The sequence below is a fragment of the Methylobrevis albus genome (assembly GCF_015904235.1).
Taxonomy (GTDB): domain Bacteria; phylum Pseudomonadota; class Alphaproteobacteria; order Rhizobiales; family Pleomorphomonadaceae; genus Methylobrevis_A; species Methylobrevis_A albus.
Window position 1 is genome coordinate 495,410 of record NZ_JADZLT010000040.1, and the last position, 19,196, is coordinate 514,605.

Below are 19,196 nucleotides of genomic sequence, written 5' to 3' on the forward strand. Positions count from 1 at the left end.
CGAGGCGCCGGGGTCGCCACCAGACCGACGATTTGGAACTGATTTGTCGTTTACAACGGATAGATGAGGAGACTGTCATGAAGCTCAAGACTTTCGCGCTCGCCGCCGCCTTTGCCGGCCTTTCGACCGCCGCTTTCGCCGCCGGTGGCTATCACCCGGGCTACTCGACCAGCGAGATCCAGCTGATGCAGCGTGAGGCTCGTGCCGCCGCTTCCGGCCCTGCGATCGGCACCCGCGGTGCGGGCTTCTACGATCAGGCGGCGCCGCTGACCTCGACGCAGCCCTATACGCCGGGTTACTCGACCAACGACCTCGCGCAGCGCGAGCGCAGCGCCGGCAGCACGCACACCCTGCCGGCCACGGCGGGCAACCCGGGCACCGCCTTCGTCAGCGAGCCCTGATCGGGCCAGACGCACCGTCTTTCGGAAAGGGGCCCGTTCGGGCCCCTTTTCTTGTCGTGGCGAATCGAGCGGCGCGCGGATGCGGACAGGCTGAAGCTCGGGCAGGGGACTCGAAGAGCGAGGGAAGAGCGCGGGCGCCGGCAAGGTGCGCGCCGTGGCGCAGCCTGAGAAATGGCGAATCCTAAACGTCGACGTTTGCCAAAGACCCGCGAGCCCTGAACCGGACGGCGGCCGGGGTGCGCCTACGACGAAAGTTGCAGATCACGGTGAGAACAGTTGCGAGACGGTCTGCAGCGCTGTTGGGCCGGCGGAGTAAAATCGATTTAAAAAATAAAAAAGCAAGGCCGAAGCCTTGCTTTTCGAGTTCCGCGTGTCGTCCCCATTCAAGTAATCGAGCGGCGTTTCCTCCCGACCGCCCGGCCACTTCGGCTGCGATTTCCGCGCCAGGGGGCTATCCTCCCAAGACTCAGACCGCGATTTTTGAGAAGACCGTTCGTGAGACGAAATAGTGGAGACGATTATTGTGTCTCGTTGCTCGTCTTGACGATCTTCATTGTTGTTATGTCGGGACCGTACACCCCGACCCCCACCTTGTCATCTCTTTCGGCAATCGATCGCGAAGATTTTTTGCGCACTTTGGCGGCTTCGTGGCACGAAGGTGCGAAAGACACCGCAGCGGGATTTCCCTTGCCTATCAATGGGGCAAGCCTCGACACGCGCCATCGGTTCTCCGTCGGGCGTGGGCCGTGCCCATCACACCGCCTCGATCGCGGGAGGGCGGGCCTGGTCCGATCGGCGGCAACACCCAAGTGTGCCGGCCCCCCGGTCGCGGCAGGCTATCCGGACATCGGCTCCGGCGCGCCGGCAAGGGGCGACGAGCGAGTGGCCGACCGGCGCGCGGGGGCGCCCGGCGCGGGCCTTGTCTTTTCATCGTCGATGCGCTTTCTGTGGCGCCGCGTCCCAGAACACCTTGCGAGGCTTCCGCATGCGCCTGTCGCGCTATTTCCTGCCGATCCTGAAAGAGACGCCGAAGGAGGCGGAAATCGTGTCGCACCGGCTGATGCTGCGTGCCGGCATGATCCGCCAGCAGTCCGCGGGCATCTATTCCTGGCTGCCGCTCGGCCTCAAGGTGCTGGAAAAGGTCGGCGCGATCGTGCGCGAGGAGCAGAACCGCGCCGGGGCGATCGAGATCCTGATGCCGACGATCCAGGCGGCGGACCTCTGGCGCGAAAGTGGCCGCTACGACGACTATGGCAAGGAAATGCTGCGCATCGTCGACCGCCACGAGCGCGACATGCTGTACGGGCCGACCAACGAGGAGATGGTCACCGACATCTTCCGCACCGCGGTGCGCTCCTACCGCGACCTGCCGCTCAATCTCTACCACATCCAGTGGAAGTTCCGCGACGAGGTGCGGCCGCGCTTCGGCGTGATGCGTGGGCGCGAGTTCCTGATGAAGGACGCCTACTCCTTCGATCTCGACGCCGAAGGCGCGCGGCGCTCCTACAACAAGATGTTCGTCGCCTATCTGCGCACCTTCGCGCGGCTCGGCCTGACCGCGATCCCGATGAAGGCCGATTCCGGCCCGATCGGCGGCGACATGACGCACGAGTTCATCGTGCTCGCCTCGACCGGCGAGAGCGAAGTCTACTGCGACCGCGACCTGCTCGACATGCCGGTGCCGGCGGTCGATATCGACTTCGACGGCGATCTCGACCCGGTGGTGAAGTCGTTCACCAGCCGTTACGCGGCGACCGAGGAGATGCACGACGCCGACGTGTTCGGCGCGCTGCCCGGCGAGCGCCAGGTGACGGCGCGCGGCATCGAGGTCGGCCACATCTTCTATTTCGGCACCAAATACTCCGAGCCGATGGGTGCCAAGGTGGCGGGACCCGACGGCGCGGAGCGCCCGGTGCACATGGGCTCCTACGGCATCGGCGTCTCGCGTCTCGTCGCGGGCCTGATCGAGGCCAGCCACGACGACGCCGGCATCATCTGGCCGGAGTCGGTGGCGCCGTTCGATGTCGGCATCGTCAACCTGAAGCCGGGTGACGCGGCGACCGATGCCGCCTGCGAGGACATCCTCGCCCGGCTCGAGGCGGCGGGCCGCGACGTACTCTACGACGACACCGAAGGGCGCGCGGGCGCGAAGTTCGCGACCATGGACCTGATCGGCCTGCCCTGGCAGGTGATCGTCGGGCCGAAGGGCGTCGCCGACGGGACGGTGGAATTGAAGCGCCGCGCGACCGGGGAGCGCCACAGCCTCCCCATCGACCAGGTGCTGGCCCGGCTTTCCGGGGCCTGAGCCGATCTGGTCCGGGCCGGCCGATCGCGTATAGTCGCCGGGCGGTCCTTCGGAGATTCGCGCCGGCGGGGCAGGCGCGGCCCGGCGGCAAACTTCACGGCGAGGCAGGCGAATATGGTGGCGAAGATCGGCGCGGCGTTGATCGCGCCTTTCGAGTGGATGCTGGCGATGCGGTATCTCCGCTCGCGGCGCAAGGAGGCGTTCATCTCGGTGATCGCCGGCTTCTCCTTCGTCGGCATCATGCTTGGGGTCGCGACGCTGATCATCGTCATGGCCGTGATGAACGGCTTTCGCGGCCAGCTGCTCGAGAAGATCCTCGGCATCAACGGCCACATGGTCGTGCAGCCGATCGACACGCCGCTCACCGACTATGCCGAAGTGACCGAGCGGATCGCTGCGATCCGGGGCGTGCGCCTCGCCATGCCGTTCACCGAGGGGCAGGTGCTCGCGTCCGGGCCGTCGGGCGCCTTCGGCACCCTGGTGCGCGGTGTGATGCGCAATGATCTCGAACGCATGCCGCTGATCGCCGGCACGATCCGCCAGGGCTCCCTCGACGGCTTCGACGAGGGCGAAGGCATCGCGATCGGCATCCGGCTCGCCCAGAATCTCGGCATCGCGGCGGGCGACCGGGTCACGCTGGTCAGCCCGAAGGGCAGCGTGACCGCGCTCGGCACCACGCCGCGGGTCAAGGCCTATGTGGTGGCGGCGATCTTCGAGATCGGCATGTCGGAATATGATTCCACCTTCGTCTTCATGCCCTTCGCCGAGGCGCAGATCTATTTCAACACGCCGGAGGTCGCGAGCGCGATCGACGTGTTCGTCGACGATCCGGATCGGGTCGGCGAGATGCGCGACGAGGTCGGAACCGCTGCCGGCCGACCCAACGTCATCAGCGACTGGCGCCAGCGCAACGTCACCTTCTTTGCCGCGCTGGAGGTGGAGCGGAACGTGATGTTCCTGATCCTGACGCTGATCGTGCTGGTCGCGGCGCTCAACATCGTATCGGGCATGACGATGCTGGTGAAGGACAAGGGGCATGACATCGCCATCCTGCGCACCATGGGCGCGTCGCGCGGCTCGATCCTCCGGATCTTCCTGATCACGGGGGCGAGCATCGGGGTGGTGGGGACCATCGCCGGCTTCTGCCTGGGGCTGCTCGTCTGCCTCAACATCGAATCGATCCGCCAGTTCATTTCCTGGCTCACCAGCACGGAACTCTTCTCGCCCGAACTCTATTATCTCAGCCGGTTGCCCGCGGACGTGAACGTCGGCGAGACGCTGAGCATCCTCGCCATGGCGATGGCGCTGTCCTTCCTTGCGACGCTCTACCCCGCCTGGCGCGCCGCGAAGCTCGATCCCGTCGAAGCGCTGAGGTACGAATGAGCGACGCAGCCCAGCCCGCCCCCGGCGCCGTCCTCCGACTTGCCGGCGTCACCCGCGCCTATGACGAGGGCAGCGGCAAGCTGCACATTCTCACCGGTGCGGACTTCGTGCTGCAGCCTGGCGAGATCGTCGGCCTCGTGGCGCCGTCGGGCGTCGGCAAGTCGACGCTGCTGCAGATCGCCGGCCTGCTCGAGAAGCCCGACAGCGGCGACGTGCTGATCCACGGTGCCTCCTGCGGGGCGCTCGACGACACCGGGCGCACGAAGATGCGCCGGACGACGATCGGCTTCGTCTACCAGTTCCACCACCTGCTGCCCGAGTTCACCGCGGTCGAGAACCTCGTCGTGCCGCAGATGATCAACGGGCTCGGCCGACGCGACGCGCGGCAGCGGTCGATGGAACTGCTCTCCTATCTGAAGCTCGACCACCGCGCCGACCATCTGCCGTCGCAGCTCTCGGGCGGCGAGCGCCAGCGCGTCGCCATTGCCCGCGCCGTCGCCAACGCGCCGCGCATCCTGCTCGCCGACGAGCCGACCGGCAATCTCGACCCGAAGACGTCGCGCTACGTCTACGATGCGCTGCTGGCGCTGGTGCGCGGCACCGGCCTCGCCGCCGTGATCGCCACCCACAACATGGACCTCGCCGGCCGCATGGACCGCCGCATCACCCTGATCGACGGCAAGGTCGTCGAACTCGACTGAGGCGGCGCCCGACGTCGCAGTCGCCTCAGGCGCCGCCGACGACGACGGCGAGCATCGTCGCAAAGGCGGTGAGCGCGCCGAGGGCCGCGACATCCCGGACCATCAGCGAACGCACCAGGTGGTGCCAGAGCACGCGCGGCAGCGGCTCGACGAAATCGGCGACCATCAACGCCTTGCCGCCGCCCGAGTAGGAGGTCGGCCGGCCGGCGAGAAACCGGCGGAACCCGAAGGACCAGCGATCGCGGCGGCGCTGCGGCCGGGCGGCGACGGCGAGGGAGAAGAAGCGGACATCGGTGGTGCTCGGCATCGTTTTGCTCCATCAAGTTCCTTGTATGTTCTCATCTGTTCTGATAATGTTCCTTCTGTCAAGGGGCGTTGTGTGTCAGACGGTGCCGGGATCAGGCGCAGCCAGGGACGCGATCGGAACGGGCGGCGCCGGGGCGTCGCGGCTGTCCACAGCGCATGTCGGTGACGACGGCGCTCGTCGTTGAGTGGGAGCGGCGGGGGCGGCATGGTCGACGGACCGGCGCCGCGTTTGACGATCGAGGCAGGTGGCGGCGGGATCCGGGCGCGCCGGACAGGGGAGGGTGGTTTGGCCGAGCTCGAATTCGTGCATCTTCGCGTCCACTCGGCCTACTCGCTGCTCGAGGGCGCGCTGCCGCTCGGCAAGATCGTCAATCTCGCGAAAGCCGACCGGCAGCCGGCCGTCGCGGTGACGGACAGCGGCAACCTCTTCAGCGCGCTGGAGTTTTCCGAGAAGGCGGCGGGGGCGGGACTGCAGCCGATCATCGGCTGCGCGGTCGCCGTCGATTTCGCCGACGAGCCGGTCGATCCGCGCCGCATCAATGCCGAGCCGCCGCTGCACACGCTGTTGCTGATCGCCGCGAGCACGGCGGGCTTCGACAATCTCGTCACGCTGGTCAGCAAGTCGTTCATGGAGACCGATCCGGGCGCGCGGCCGCACGTCGCGCTGACGACGGTCGAGCAGCTGTCGGCGGGGATCATCGCGCTGACGGGCGGGGCGTCCGGGCCGCTCGACCGGGCGATCGCAGCCGGCAATCCGGCGCTGGCCGAGGCGCGGCTGGGGCGCCTGGCGGCGGTGTTCGGCGACCGGCTCTACATCGAGGTGCAGCGCCACGGCACCGAGGCGGAGCGGATGATCGAGCCGCATCTGCTCGACCTCGCCTATGGTCACCGCCTGCCGCTGGTCGCCACCAACGAGTGCTTCTTCCCGGCCCGCGGCGACTTCGAGGCACACGATGCGCTGATCGCGATCGCCGACGGGCGCGTGCTCGCCGAGGACGACCGCCGGCGGCTGACGCCGGAGCACTACTTCAAGAGCCGCGCGGAGATGGTCGCGGCCTTCGAGGACCTGCCGGAGGCGATCGCCAACACCGTCGAGATCGCGCGGCGCTGCGCCTTCCGGCCGAAGAAGCGCAAGCCGATCCTGCCGCGCTTTGCCGGCGGCGACGTCGACGACGTGGTCGAGGCCGAGCGCGTCGAGGCGGCGGAACTCGCGCGCCAGGCCGAGGCGGGGCTCGACGCCCGCCTCGCGGCGCACGGCCCGGCGCCCGGCTGCACGGTGGCGGACTATCGCGAGCGGCTCGCCTTCGAGCTCGACGTCATCAGCGGCATGAAGTTTCCCGGCTACTTCCTGATCGTCGCGGACTTCATCAAGTGGTCGAAGGCGCAGGGCATTCCGGTCGGGCCGGGGCGCGGCTCGGGCGCGGGCTCGCTCGTCGCCTACTCGCTCACCATCACCGACCTCGACCCGATGCGTTTCGCGCTGCTGTTCGAGCGGTTCCTCAACCCCGAGCGCGTGTCGATGCCCGACTTCGACATCGACTTCTGCCAGGACCGGCGCGACGAGGTGATCCGCTACGTCCAGGGCAAGTACGGCCGCGAGCAGGTGGCGCAGATCATCACCTTCGGCACGCTGCAGGCGCGCGCCGTGCTGCGCGACGTCGGCCGCGTGCTGCAGATGCCCTATGGCCAGGTCGACCGTCTGTGCAAGCTGGTGCCGCAGAACCCGGCCAATCCGGTGACGCTCGCCCAGGCGATCGAGGGCGAACCGCGGCTGCAGCAGGCGCGCGACGAGGAGGAGGTCGTCGGGCGGCTGCTCGACATGGCGCTGAAGCTCGAGGGGCTCTACCGCCATGCCTCGACGCATGCGGCGGGCATCGTGATCGGCGACCGGCCGCTCGACCAGCTGGTGCCGCTCTACCGCGATCCGCGCTCGGACATGCCGGTCACCCAGTACAACATGAAGTGGGTGGAGAGCGCCGGGCTGGTGAAGTTCGACTTCCTCGGCCTGAAGACGCTGACCGTGCTGCAGAAGGCGCTGGAACTGATCGCGCGGCGCGGCATCACGATCGACCTCTCGGCGCTGCCGTTCGACGATCCGCCCACCTACAAGCTGCTGCAGCGCGGCGAGACCGTCGGCGTGTTCCAGCTCGAAAGCATGGGCATGCGGAAGGCGATCGCCGACATCAAGCCCGACCGCTTCGAGGACATCATCGCGCTGGTGGCGCTGTACCGGCCGGGTCCGATGGCGAACATCCCGGTCTATGGCGCGCGCAAGCACGGGCACGAGGTGCCCGACTACATCCACCCGTTGCTGGAGCCGGTGCTGAAGGAGACCTACGGCATCATCGTCTACCAGGAACAGGTGATGCAGATCGCGCAGATCCTGTCGGGCTACTCGCTCGGCGAGGCCGACATGCTGCGCCGCGCCATGGGCAAGAAGATCAAGTCGGAGATGGACGCGCAGCGGGCGCGTTTCGTCGAGGGCGCGGGGTCGTCGGGGATCGACGGGCCGCAGGCGGACGCGATCTTCGACCTGCTCGCGAAGTTCGCCGACTACGGCTTCAACAAGTCGCACGCCGCAGCCTATGCGCTCGTCGCCTACCAGACGGCCTATCTGAAGGCGAACCACCCGGTCGAGTTTCTCGCCGCGTCGATGACGCTCGACATGGCGAACACCGACAAGCTGAACGACTTCCGCCGCGAAGCGATGCGGCTCGATATCGAGGTGATGCCGCCGTCGGTGAACCGGTCGGCGGCCGAGTTCGAGGTCGACGAGGGCAAGATCCTCTATGCGCTGGCGGCCGTGAAGGGTGTCGGGCGCGCGGCGGTGGAGCATCTCGTCGAGGTGCGCGGCGGGAAGCCGTTCCGCGACCTCGGCGATTTCGCGGCGCGGATCAACCCGAAGGCACTCAACAAGCGGATGATGGAGAGCCTCGTCGCGGCGGGCGCCTTCGACGCGATGGAGGCAAACCGCGCCCGGATGTTCCAGGGCATCGAGGCGGTGCTTGGGGCGGCGGCACACCGGACGGAGCGGGAGGCGAGCGGGCAGAACGAGCTGTTCGGCGGCGCGGCCGAGGTCGAGCCGATCCGGCTGCCGCAGGCGTCGTGGCTGCCGGAAGAGCGGCTGCAGCGCGAGCACCAGGCGATCGGCTTCTACCTCTCCGCCCATCCGCTCGACGCCTATGCGCCGTTGCTCGACCGGCTCAGGGTGCAGACCTGGGCGAAGTTCTCCGAGGGCGTCCGGCGCGGCGCCTCGGCCGGGCGGCTGGCGGGCACGGTGGTGTCGCGGCAGGAACGGCGCACCAAGACAGGCAACAAGATGGGCATCATCGTGCTCTCCGACCCGACCGGCCAGTACGAGGCGGTGATCTTCTCCGAAGGGCTCGGCCAGTTTCGCGACCTGCTCGAGCCCGGACGGTCGCTGATTCTCGAGGTCGGCGCCGACAACCGGCCGGAGGGGATCAGCGTGCGCATCAACAAGGTCGATCCGCTCGACGAGGCGGCCGGCAAGCTGCGCAACGGGCTTCGGGTGTTCCTGCGCAGCCGCGACCCGATCGAGAGCCTGCGCCGCCATCTCGACCCGACCGGAGAGGGCGACGTCTCGCTGATCGTGATGATGGAGGAGACCAAGCGCGAGGTGGAGGTGAAGCTCCCCGGGCGCTACCGGGTCTCGCCGCAGCTCGTCGGCGCGCTGAAGGCGATTCCCGGCGTGGTCGACGCCGAGCTCGCCTGACGGGGCCGCCGGCGGCAGGCCGGGGCGGCCGCTCGACCGAATAGGCGCGGTTCCGGCCCGGATCGGCCGGGAAATCCCGTGTTTCCGCAGGCTGGGCGGGGTTGCCAAGGCCGGGGGCTATCGACTATATCACCGCCATCTCACACGCGGGGCCGCGGGTGCGCATCGTCGCATCCATCCGGTGCCGGGACCAGTCGGTCCCATCCCCCCGCGGAGGTTAAACCGGAAAAAAGGACTGTTCTTCAATGGCTCTTCCTGAATTCACGATGCGCCAGCTGCTCGAGGCGGGTGTCCACTTCGGCCACCAGACCCACCGCTGGAACCCGAAGATGGCGTCTTACATCTTCGGCGCGCGCAACAATATCCACATTCTCGACCTCGCGCAGACGGTGCCGGCGATGTACCGCGCGCTGAAGGCCGTGAGCGACACCGTCGCCCAGGGCGGCCGCGTGCTCGTCGTCGGCACCAAGCGCCAGGCGCAGGAGCCGGTCGCGGACGCTGCCCGCAAGTCGGCGCAGTATTTCGTCAACGCCCGCTGGCTCGGCGGCATGCTGACCAACTGGAAGACCATCTCGATCTCGATCCAGCGCCTGCGCAAGCTCGATACGATGCTCGCCGGCGAGCAGGCCAACCGCCTCACCAAGAAGGAGCGGCTGAACCTGCAGCGCGAGCGCGACAAGCTCGAGCGCGCGCTCGGCGGCATCAAGGACATGGGCGGCGTGCCGGACCTGCTGTTCGTGATCGACACCAACAAGGAAGCGATCGCGATCCAGGAAGCGCGCCGGCTCAACATCCCGGTCGCCGCGATTGTCGATTCGAACTGTGATCCGGACGGCATCAGCTACCCGGTTCCGGGCAACGACGACGCCGGCCGCGCGATCGCGCTCTACTGCGAGCTGATCGCCCGCGCCGCCATCGACGGCATCTCGCGTGGCCAGGGCGCGCTCGGCGTCGACCTCGGCGAAGCCGACGAGATGATCGAGCCGGCTCTCGACGAGGTTCCGGCCGAGGCCGCCCAGGCCGAGGACGCCGCCGCCGCGACGGCGTGACGGGTCGCCGCCGGCACCCCGCCAGCTGGCGGGGGTGCCGGAGCGGCACCGCAGGATCTGAATTTTTCAACGGCCATCGGGCCGTGCCGCCGTGGCCGTCATTCGAGCGTCGCAGACTTGGCGGCGTGATGGCGACCGCCCGCGAACGGACCGACAAAGGATTGGGACGAGAATGAGTATCTCGGCTGCACAGGTTAAGGAACTGCGCGAGAAGACCGGCGCGGGCATGATGGACTGCAAGTCGGCTCTGATCGAGACGAACGGCGACATCGAGGCGGCGATCGACTGGCTGCGCACCAAGGGTCTCGCCAAGGCCGCCAAGAAGGCCGGCCGCGTCGCGGCCGAGGGGCTCGTCGGCGTCGCGACCGACGGCACCAAGGCGTCGGTGGTCGAGGTCAACTCCGAGACCGACTTCGTCGCGCGCAACGATGCGTTCCAGACGCTGGTGCGCAACGTCGCCGCCGTGGCGGTCGCCACCGACGGCGAGACCGATGCGGTCGCCGCGGCGACCTACCCGGGCAAGTCGCACTCGGTCGATGCCGAGATCAAGGAACTGATCGCGACCATCGGCGAGAACATGACGCTGCGCCGGACGAAGACGCTGTCGGTTTCGGCCGGTGTCGTCGCGCCCTACGTGCATGCGGCGATCACCGACGGCCTCGGCAAGATCGGCGTGCTGGTTGCGCTGGAATCGACCGGCAAGACCGACGAGCTGCTGAAGCTCGGCCGCCAGATCGCGATGCACGTCGCGGCGACCAGCCCGCTCGCCCTGACCCCGGACGAGATCGACCCGGCGGTGATCGAGCGCGAGCGCGCGATCTTCGCCGAGCAGGCGCGCGAGAGCGGCAAGCCGGAGAGCATCATCGAGAAGATGGTCGAGGGCCGTATCCGCAAGTTCTTTGAGGAGGTGTCGCTGCTGAAGCAGCCCTTCGTGATCGACCCGGACAAGACCGTCGAGCAGGCCGTCAAGGCGGCCGAGTCGACCGTCGGCGCGCCGATCACCGTCACGGCCTTCGTCCGCTTCAACCTCGGTGAAGGCATCGAGAAGGAAGAGACGGATTTCGCGGCGGAAGTCGCGGCCGTCAGCGGCAAGGCCTGATCGACCACGACGCCTTGCGGCGAGAATTTCGGGACGGGCGCCGGCGCTGAGCCGGCGCCCGTTTCGTTTGCGGCGTTGTACGGCCGGGGGCGAGCGACTATACCGCCGGGTCAGTCGCCGCCCGCACCCGCGGCCAGAAACAGGAGCTCCGAGTGTCCGACGCATTGCCCGATCGCCTGTCGATCGACCCCGCCAGCCCCTTTCACGACGCCGCCCTGCTGGAGCGCGGCATCGGCATCCTGTTCAACGGCGTCGAGAAGACCAACGTCGAGGAATACTGCGTCAGCGAAGGCTGGATCCGCGTTGCGGCCGGCACCGCGCGGGATCGCCGCGGCAACCAGATGACCCTGAAGCTCAAGGGCCGGATCGAGCCGTTCCTGCGCGACGAGGCCTGACGGCCGCGCGGCCGCGGCCGCGCCGTCACTGCACGCGCGGGTCCGTCCGCTCGTCGAGCGCGACGGGGACCGCGGTGGGGCTTTCGTCCGCGGCGCACGCCTCAGATGCCTGCACCAGGCCTGCGCCGAAGACATCGTCGCGTCCCGGGGCTCCGAGATCGCGGGCTTCCGCGGTGAGCTCGGCGAGCACGTCTGCCGGCGCGAGGTCCGGCTCCGCCGCAAGGAGACGGGCCGCCGCCGCGGTGACGAACGGCGCGGCGAACGAGGTGCCCGAGCGCGGCCGGACGCCGCTGATCGAGGCGGCGGTCGGGATGTCGACGCCGGGCGCCGCGATGTCGACCTGCGGCCCCTGCAGCGCGCGGCGATAGATCCGCCCGCGGCGATCGACCGCCGTCACCCCGATCACCCCTTCATAGGCCGCGGGATAGAGCGGCTTGGCGCGCGGCCCGGCGTTGCCGACCGCGGCGACCAGCGTGACGCGCCTGTCGACGCTGCGGCGCACGACGTCGGCGAGCAGGCTGTTGGGCGGGCCGGCGAGGCTGAGGTTGACGACCTGTGCGCCGCCCCGGATGACGTGCTCGATGGCGCGGACGACGCTGTAGGCATCGGCCCGCTCGTCGCCGCCCCGGCCGGTCTCGAACGGGTCGGCGGCGACGATGCGGGCGTCGGGCAGCAGGCCGGGGACGCGGCTATCCGCGGCGCCGAGCAGGATCGCCACCACGGCCGTGCCGTGCTTGCGCTCCGACGCGCTCGCCGCGTCGCCGCGCAGGGTGGCGAGGTCGACCCGGCCGCTGGCCAGCACGTCGTGCTCGGTGTTGATGCCGGTGTCGACGACGCCGATCGTCACCTCGACGCGGCAGGCGCCGGTGCGCGGCGGCACCTGCCAGGCGATGCTCTCCCAGACGCCGCAGATCTGCGCGCTGCAGGCGTCGCCGGCCTCCGGCCGGTAATAGTGGTTGAAATCGACTTCGGCGTCCGGGGCGAGGGCGACGATGCGCTGCCGCGCGGCCTCGAGGTCGACGCCGGCGGGTAGGCGGAGCCGGGCGATGGTGCCGCGCTCGGGGAGGTCGTCCTCGGCGACGACGACGTAGCCGTCGGCGCTGAGGGCCGAGAGCCCCGCGGGCGCAAGGCCGATGGCGACGATCTCGCCCGGCACGCGGTCGGGGCGCGGGACGGCCGCCGCGCGCTGGGTCCGGCGCGGCCGCTGCGGCTCGTCGCGCCGCAGCCAGCGCAGCAGGCCGATCGGGCGATCATCCGGCCGGGCCGACGAGCCGCTCCCGGTCCGGCCACCGCCCCGGCTCGACCGGCTGCCACCGTCATCATCGTCGTCATCATCATCATCGTCGTCATCGTCGGCGAGCGCTTCGGCGGCGATGAGGCGGAGGCGCGGGTCTTCGCCCTCGATGGTGAGAGAGACCGGCGCGGCGACGAGGCTGGCGGCGAGCGTGGCCCGGAGCAGGGCGGCGGGAAGGCGGGGCGAAGCCATGGCGCGGCTACCTCATTGCGGTTGATCGGCGCGGCATGGTCGGCGCGTGCACGGCGCTGACCGGTCGGATATAGGATCGACGCGCGGGGCGGCCAGCTATTCCTTTCCGCTCTATTTCTTTTGCGGCAATCCCGCGCCGCGCGTTTCGTGCGCGGCGCGGGATTGCCGCAGGATTATTGCAGAGGTCGTGGAATAGATGCCGCGGCCGGACGTCATGGAGAGAACGGCATGGCATCCGACATCGGCCCGCGGCTCGTCGACCTGCTGCCGCGGCTGCGGCGCTTTGCGATCGCGCTGTGCAGGTCGCGCGAAACGGCGGACGACCTGGTGCAGGACGCCTGCGCCCGGGCGCTGGCGGCCGAGGAGCCGATGACGGCGGACATGAACGTCGAGGCCTGGATGTTCAGGATCCTCCGCAACCTTTGGTACGATCGCCTGCGCCGCTCGAAGGTGCGCGGCGAGGAAATCGAGATCGGCGACCGCGACGACCTGCCCGGGCTCGCCGCCGAGCCGGAGGCGGAACGGCGGTTGGTGCTGCAGCGGGTGGCGCTGGCGATCGACGCGCTGCCCGACGAGCAGCGCGAGATCGTGCTGCTCGTCTGTGTCGAGGAGACGAGCTACCGCGACGCGGCCGAGGTTCTCGGCCTGCCGCTCGGCACCGTGATGAGCCGGCTCGCCCGGGCCCGCCGCAAGCTGGCGGAGGCGACGGGGCTCGATCCGGCGGACCTGTGACGACGGCGAACCTATTGCGACGAACGGCCCGGACGCACCGGGCGCGAGGATGACGACGATGCGCTACGACGACGAGACGCTGACCGCCTTTGCCGATGGCCGCCTCGATCCGGCGACCGCGGCGGAGATCGAACGCGCGCTCGAGACCGACGCGGCGCTGGCCGAGCACGTCGCAGCCCTGATGGAGAGCGGCGACGCGGTGAAGGCGCTCTATGCGCCGCTGGCCGACGAGCCGGTGCCGCCGGCCCTCGCGGCGCGCGTCGCCGACATGATCGCGGCCGCCGAGGCGCGGGAGGCGGCCGGCGCCGGGGTCGTGGCGGTCCGGCCGCGCCGCCGTGCGCCCGCCGGGGGCTTCTGGCCGATGGCTGCGGCCGCGGCGGTTGCGGCGATCATCGCCGGGCCGGCGGGCTATCTGTTGTCGGGCCCCGGCGCGGCACCGGGGCCGGGATCGTCCATGGCGGCCCTCGCGATCGGCGCGCCGCTGCCGACGGAGCTCGCCGGGCTGCTCGGGAGCGTGCCCGCGGGCGAGGAGCGCCAGGTCGGAGATGGCCGCCTGCGCCTGATCGCCTCCTTCCGCGATGCCGGCGGCGCGCTCTGCCGCGAGTTCGAGCTCGACGAGCGCAGCGCCGTCGTCGCCGTCGCCTGCCGCGCCGCGGCCGAGGACTGGCAGATCACGTTCGCGGTCAACACGCCGATCGCCGAGGAGGGCTTTGCACCGGCCTCCTCGCTGGCGTCGCTCGACGCCTATCTCGAGGCGATCTCGGCCGAGCCGCCGATGGCGCCGGACGAGGAGCGCGCGGCACTCGCCGCCGGACCGGCGGTCCCTGCGCCTTGATGTCGATCATTCGGCCCGGCGGACAGATCGGCTAAGCCGGGCGCACCACGCCGCCTTGCGGGCGCGGCGCTGCCTCGGGATCGGTCATGGACAATCCGCTGCTTTTCCTCCTCGCGGTGATCACGCTGCTGGCGACACCCGGCCCGACCAATACGCTGCTCGCGGCGGCCGGGGCCGCCGGCGGCGTACGGCGATCGTTGCGGCTGCTGCCGGCGGAGGCGGCCGGCTATCTGATCGCCATCCTCATCGTCGGGCTGGTGCTCGGGCCGCTGCTGGCCCGGCTGCCGTGGGTCGCGGATGCGCTGCGGATTGTCGTCGGCCTCTACCTCTTGCACCTCGCGCTCCGCCTCTGGCGCAGCTTCGGCGCCGGGGGCGAGGCGAGAGCGGTCGTCGGGCCGGCCGAGGTGTTCCTCGCGACGCTCGCAAACCCGAAGTCGATCGTTTTCGGCCTCGGCATCGTGCCGTTCGGTTCGCCGAGCGTCGCGGCCTACCTCGCCGCCTTCACCCTCGTCGTGCACCTCGTTGGCCTCGGCTGGCTGGTGATCGGGGCCGGGGCTGGCCGGGCGGCGCGGGCGGCCGGCCGGGCGGCGCTGGTGCCGCGCTGCGGCGCCGTGTTGATCGCCGTGCTCGGCGGCGGCATCGTGGCTGCGCCGCTGCTCGGATAGGCCGTCCTTCGCCGCGAGCGGCCGGCCGCAAAAAAAAAGCCGAAAAAAGTTAGGCCTCCGGGAATAGGGCGGATCCTGCCGCGTCTTTCCTCATGACCCTGCCGATGGCGGCCAGATGGCCGCTCCGCCAGGGGGGCAACAAGCAATGTCCGCGATCGACCTGGTCGCCGGTGCCGCATGACGCGGTTCCGGAACGAGATCTGACGGCTCGATGCGGCTCTTTTCGCGGAGACACGACAATGAAGACGCTTCTTTCGGCAGCGGTTGCAGCAGCGGCGATGATGACGGTGATGGGCGCGGCGCCCGCGATGGCGGACGAGCGGATCTGCCGCGGCACGCTCGGTGGCGGCACGGTGGACGACGTCAAGGTGCCGGCGGGCGCGACCTGCCGCATGGACGGCACCCGCGTGAAGGGCAACATCAAGGTGGAGCGCGGCGCCACGCTGGTCGCGACCCGCGTCGTCGTGATCGGCAACGTCCAGGCCGAGGGTCACAAGGCCGTGACGATCCAGCGCGGCGCCCGCATCGGCGGCGACGTGCAGACCAAGCAGGGCGGCGCCACCTCGGTGTCGGCCAGCGTGATCGACGGCAACATCCAGCTCGAGCAGAACCGCACCGGCGCGCAGCGGGTGATCGACAACCGCGTCAACGGCGACGTGCAGGCGTTCTCGAACCGCGGCGGCGTGCGCATCGTCGACAACCGCATCGATGGCAACCTGCAGTGCAAGTCGAACTCGCCGGCGCCGACGGGCGGCAACAACACGGTGCAGGGCAACAAGGAAGACCAGTGCCGCCGGCTCTGAGCCGCGACTGACCGCCGGCGCCGCCATCAAGGCGCCGGCAGATTTCTCGTCGACCGACGCCCCGAGCCGCCGCGCCGTTGATCCGGTGCGGCGGCTTGTTGTCGTTCGCGGCCCGGCCGGCGTGCGGGGGAGGGCGGGGCGAGTCATCGGCCGAGCCGCCGCCGGACAACCCGCGCAGCCATGCCCATTTCCTCCACCAAAGCCGTGCGCCCGTGCTCAACAAGGCGCTTCACAAATCGGCTCCGACGTGTTCGACTCAAAGCCTGTCGCGGCGGGCTGTTTTCGGCGAAACCGATGCCTATATCCGCTGGGTGCGCCGGCGGGAGCCGATCACGGCGGCGCCGCGCTCGCCCCCGAGTTCTTTGCGTCTTCAACCCGTTTCAGGCCGACGGGCGACGGAGGGAAAGGACGGGGCGGCAGATCAGGCTGGGGATCGACGGGCGCGTAGATGAGCAAAGATATCCGTCGCGACGGCGACGACGAGAACAACAGCGACGTCGTGACCAAGACTCGGTCGAAGACGAAACGACCGAGCATGTACCGCGTCCTGCTGCTCAACGACGACTACACCCCAATGGAGTTCGTCATCCATGTCGTCGAGCGCTTCTTCAACAAGGGCCGGGAGGAAGCCACCCGGATCATGCTGCACGTCCACAACCACGGTGTCGGAGAGTGCGGTGTCTTTACCTACGAGGTGGCCGAGACCAAGGTGACGCAGGTCATGGACTTCGCGCGCCGGCATCAGCACCCTCTGCAATGTGTCATGGAAAAGAAGTGAGGTCCGCCCGTGCCTTCATTTTCCCGTAGCCTCGAAAAGGCCCTGCACCAGGCGCTCGCTCACGCCAACGAGCGCCGGCAGGAATATGCAACCCTCGAACACCTGCTGCTGGCGCTGATCGACGATCAGGACGCGGCGGCCGTGATGCGGGCCTGCAACGTCGATCTCGACATCCTGCGCCGCAACCTGCTCGAGTACATCGATACCGAGCTCGACAACCTCGTCACCGAGATCGGTGAGGAATCGAAACCGACGGCCGGCTTCCAGCGCGTGATCCAGCGGGCGGTGATCCACGTGCAGTCGTCGGGCCGCGACGAGGTGACGGGCGCAAACGTGCTGGTCGCGATCTTCGCCGAACGCGAGAGCCATGCGGCCTATTTCCTGCAGGAGCAGGACATGACCCGCTACGACGCGGTCAACTACATCTCCCACGGGATCGCCAAGCGAGCCGGAATGTCCGACTCGCGGCCCGCCCGCGGCGTCGACGAAGAGGCGGCCACCGTGGACGGAAACGAGAACGCGAAGAAGAAGACCGACGCCCTCGAGGCGTATTGCGTCAACCTCAACGAGAAGGCCGAGAAGGGCAAGATCGATCCGCTGATCGGCCGCGAGACCGAGATCAACCGGACGATCCAGGTGCTCTGCCGCCGTTCGAAGAACAATCCGCTCTATGTCGGCGACCCCGGCGTCGGCAAGACGGCGATCGCCGAAGGCCTCGCCAAGCGCATCGTCGACGGCGACGTGCCGGAAGTGCTGCTCGGCTCGACGATCTTCTCGCTCGACATGGGCGCGCTGCTCGCCGGCACGCGCTACCGCGGCGATTTCGAGGAGCGGCTGAAGCAGGTCGTCAAGGAGATCGAGAACTATCCCGGCGCGGTGATGTTCATCGACGAGATCCACACGGTGATCGGCGCGGGCGCCACCTCGGGCGGCGCGATGGACGCCTCCAACCTGCTGAAGCCGGCGCTAGCGTCGGGCACGATCCGCTGCATCGGCTCGACCACCTACAAGGAATACCGGCAGTTCTTCGAGAAGGACCGGGCGCTGGTGCGCCGGTTCCAGAAGATCGACGTCAACGAGCCGACGGTTCCGGACGCGATCGAGATCCTCAAGGGCCTCAAGCCCTATTTCGAGGACTATCACCGCGTGAAGTACACCAACGACGCAATCAAGGCGGCGGTGGAGCTGTCGGCGCGCTACATCAACGATCGCAAGCTGCCCGACAAGGCGATCGACGTGATCGACGAGAGCGGCGCCTCGCAGATGCTGTTGCCCGAGAACCGGCGTCGCAAGACGATCGGCGTGAAGGAGATCGAGAACACCATCGCCACCATGGCGCGGATCCCGCCGAAGTCGGTGTCGAAGGACGATGCCGAGGTGCTCGAGAACATCGAGACCAACCTGCAGCGCGTGGTCTACGGCCAGAACGCGGCGATCAGTGCGCTGTCCTCGGCGATCAAGCTCGCCCGGGCGGGCCTGCGCGAGCCGGAGAAGCCGATCGGCAACTACCTGTTCTCCGGCCCGACCGGCGTCGGCAAGACCGAGGTCGCGCGCCAGCTCGCCTCGCTGCTCGGCGTGCAGCTGATCCGCTTCGACATGTCGGAGTACATGGAGCGGCACACGGTCAGCCGGCTGATCGGCGCACCGCCCGGCTATGTCGGCTTCGATCAGGGCGGCCTGCTCACCGACGGCGTCGACCAGCATCCGCACTGCGTGCTGCTGCTCGACGAGATCGAGAAGGCGCATCCGGACCTGTTCAACATCCTCCTGCAGGTGATGGACCACGGCAAGCTGACCGACCACAACGGCAAGCAGGTCGATTTCCGCAACGTCATCCTGATCATGACGACGAATGCGGGCGCGCAGGACATGGCCAAGGCGCCGATCGGCTTCAACCGCGTCCGCCGCGAAGGCGACGACGAGGAGGCGATCAACCGGCTGTTCACGCCGGAGTTCCGCAACCGTCTCGACGCGATCATCCCGTTCGGCGCGCTGCCGGCGGAAGTCGTGCGCTCGGTTGTGACGAAGTTCGTGATGCAGCTCGAGGCCCAGCTCGCCGACCGCGGCGTCACCTTCGAGCTCACCGAGGAGGCGACCACCTGGCTCGCCGAGAAGGGCTATGACCAGCGCATGGGCGCCCGGCCGCTCGGCCGGACGATCCAGGAGCACATCAAGAAACCGCTCGCCGATGCGGTGCTGTTCGGGGCGCTCAAGAAGGGCGGCACGGTCAAGGTCAGCGTCGAGACGCGGGCCGACGGCAGCACGGGTCTGAAACTCGACGTGATCGCCGATCCGTCGCGGATCAAGCCCGAGGTGGTCGACGACGACGTGAAGCCGAAGAAGACCCGCGCCCCGCGCAAGCCGAAGGGCGGCGACGGACCCGGCGAACCGAAGCGACGCAGCCTGGTGCCGAAGGTGCCGCTGAAGATGGACTGAGGTCGCGGCAACGCGAACGGGAAAGGCCCGGGCCGGGAGGCTCGGGCTTTTTTCGTTTGGGGGGTGAGGGCTTCTGGAGCTTTGGGGGA

Annotated in this window: 16 protein-coding genes; 14 read left to right on the forward strand and 2 right to left on the reverse strand. The window is 69.0% G+C overall.

All coding sequences use genetic code 11. The features are described 5' to 3' along the window. The first annotated feature begins 77 nt into the window (after positions 1 to 77). The 4 genes from I5731_RS04385 (at position 78) to I5731_RS04400 (ending at position 4,790) form a co-directional block, all read left to right on the forward strand. A complete protein-coding gene (locus I5731_RS04385) occupies positions 78 to 401 on the forward strand; it encodes a hypothetical protein (RefSeq protein WP_197310128.1) in 324 nt (107 codons plus the stop codon). 985 nt (positions 402 to 1,386) lie between these two features. Further along, positions 1,387 to 2,706, forward strand: a complete 1,320-nt coding sequence (gene proS / locus I5731_RS04390; RefSeq protein WP_197310129.1) for a proline--tRNA ligase — start codon at positions 1,387 to 1,389, stop codon at positions 2,704 to 2,706. Positions 2,707 to 2,820: 114 nt separating this feature from the next. Then, positions 2,821 to 4,089 carry a lipoprotein-releasing ABC transporter permease subunit gene (locus I5731_RS04395; protein WP_235981509.1) on the forward strand — a complete coding sequence of 423 codons (1,269 nt, stop codon included), beginning with the start codon at positions 2,821 to 2,823 and terminating at the stop codon, positions 4,087 to 4,089. After that, positions 4,086 to 4,790, forward strand: a complete 705-nt coding sequence (locus tag I5731_RS04400) for an ABC transporter ATP-binding protein (protein ID WP_197310130.1) — start codon at positions 4,086 to 4,088, stop codon at positions 4,788 to 4,790. The genes I5731_RS04395 and I5731_RS04400 overlap by 4 nt, the downstream gene beginning before the upstream one ends. A 25-nt stretch (positions 4,791 to 4,815) precedes the next feature. Here I5731_RS04400 and I5731_RS04405 read toward each other — a convergent pair whose 3' ends face one another. Then, a complete protein-coding gene (locus tag I5731_RS04405; protein ID WP_197310131.1) occupies positions 4,816 to 5,097 on the reverse strand; it encodes a hypothetical protein in 282 nt (93 codons plus the stop codon). 285 nt (positions 5,098 to 5,382) lie between these two features. Between I5731_RS04405 and dnaE the strand changes: the two genes are divergently transcribed. The 4 genes from dnaE to I5731_RS04425 all read left to right on the forward strand — a co-directional run bounded on the left by dnaE (position 5,383) and on the right by I5731_RS04425 (position 11,372). After that, positions 5,383 to 8,829: a DNA polymerase III subunit alpha gene (gene dnaE, locus I5731_RS04410; protein WP_235981511.1), complete on the forward strand. Its 3,447-nt coding sequence runs from the start codon at positions 5,383 to 5,385 to the stop codon at positions 8,827 to 8,829. 245 nt (positions 8,830 to 9,074) lie between these two features. Further along, a complete protein-coding gene (gene rpsB / locus I5731_RS04415) occupies positions 9,075 to 9,878 on the forward strand; it encodes a 30S ribosomal protein S2 (protein WP_197310133.1) in 804 nt (267 codons plus the stop codon). 172 nt (positions 9,879 to 10,050) lie between these two features. Beyond that, entirely contained in the window at positions 10,051 to 10,977 is a 927-nt protein-coding gene (tsf, locus tag I5731_RS04420) for a translation elongation factor Ts (RefSeq protein WP_197310134.1), read from the forward strand. A gap of 152 nt (positions 10,978 to 11,129) precedes the next feature. Next, positions 11,130 to 11,372 carry a DUF3297 family protein gene (locus I5731_RS04425; protein ID WP_197310135.1) on the forward strand — a complete coding sequence of 81 codons (243 nt, stop codon included), beginning with the start codon at positions 11,130 to 11,132 and terminating at the stop codon, positions 11,370 to 11,372. 25 nt (positions 11,373 to 11,397) lie between these two features. On the opposite strand, the gene I5731_RS04430 is transcribed toward I5731_RS04425, so the two are convergent. Next, the gene (locus I5731_RS04430; RefSeq protein ID WP_197310136.1) at positions 11,398 to 12,858 is read right to left on the reverse strand and encodes a S8 family serine peptidase; all 1,461 of its coding nucleotides are present in this window, start codon (positions 12,856 to 12,858) and stop codon (positions 11,398 to 11,400) included. 228 nt (positions 12,859 to 13,086) lie between these two features. On the opposite strand from I5731_RS04430, the gene I5731_RS04435 reads away from it, so the two are divergent. From I5731_RS04435 to clpA, 6 genes are all read left to right on the forward strand, one after another. Then, a complete protein-coding gene (locus I5731_RS04435; RefSeq protein WP_197310137.1) occupies positions 13,087 to 13,590 on the forward strand; it encodes an RNA polymerase sigma factor in 504 nt (167 codons plus the stop codon). Between the two features lie 58 nt (positions 13,591 to 13,648). After that, positions 13,649 to 14,425: an anti-sigma factor family protein gene (locus I5731_RS04440; RefSeq protein WP_235981513.1), complete on the forward strand. Its 777-nt coding sequence runs from the start codon at positions 13,649 to 13,651 to the stop codon at positions 14,423 to 14,425. A gap of 86 nt (positions 14,426 to 14,511) precedes the next feature. Further along, a complete protein-coding gene (locus tag I5731_RS04445) occupies positions 14,512 to 15,090 on the forward strand; it encodes a LysE family transporter (RefSeq protein ID WP_197310139.1) in 579 nt (192 codons plus the stop codon). 239 nt (positions 15,091 to 15,329) lie between these two features. Beyond that, entirely contained in the window at positions 15,330 to 15,893 is a 564-nt protein-coding gene (locus I5731_RS04450; protein ID WP_197310140.1) for a hypothetical protein, read from the forward strand. Between the two features lie 448 nt (positions 15,894 to 16,341). Then, positions 16,342 to 16,671 (forward strand): ATP-dependent Clp protease adapter ClpS, encoded by a 330-nt coding sequence (gene clpS / locus I5731_RS04455; protein WP_197310141.1) that lies wholly within the window; start codon positions 16,342 to 16,344, stop codon positions 16,669 to 16,671. A gap of 9 nt (positions 16,672 to 16,680) precedes the next feature. Further along, positions 16,681 to 19,107: an ATP-dependent Clp protease ATP-binding subunit ClpA gene (gene clpA / locus I5731_RS04460; protein WP_197310142.1), complete on the forward strand. Its 2,427-nt coding sequence runs from the start codon at positions 16,681 to 16,683 to the stop codon at positions 19,105 to 19,107. Positions 19,108 to 19,196: the final 89 nt, after the last annotated feature.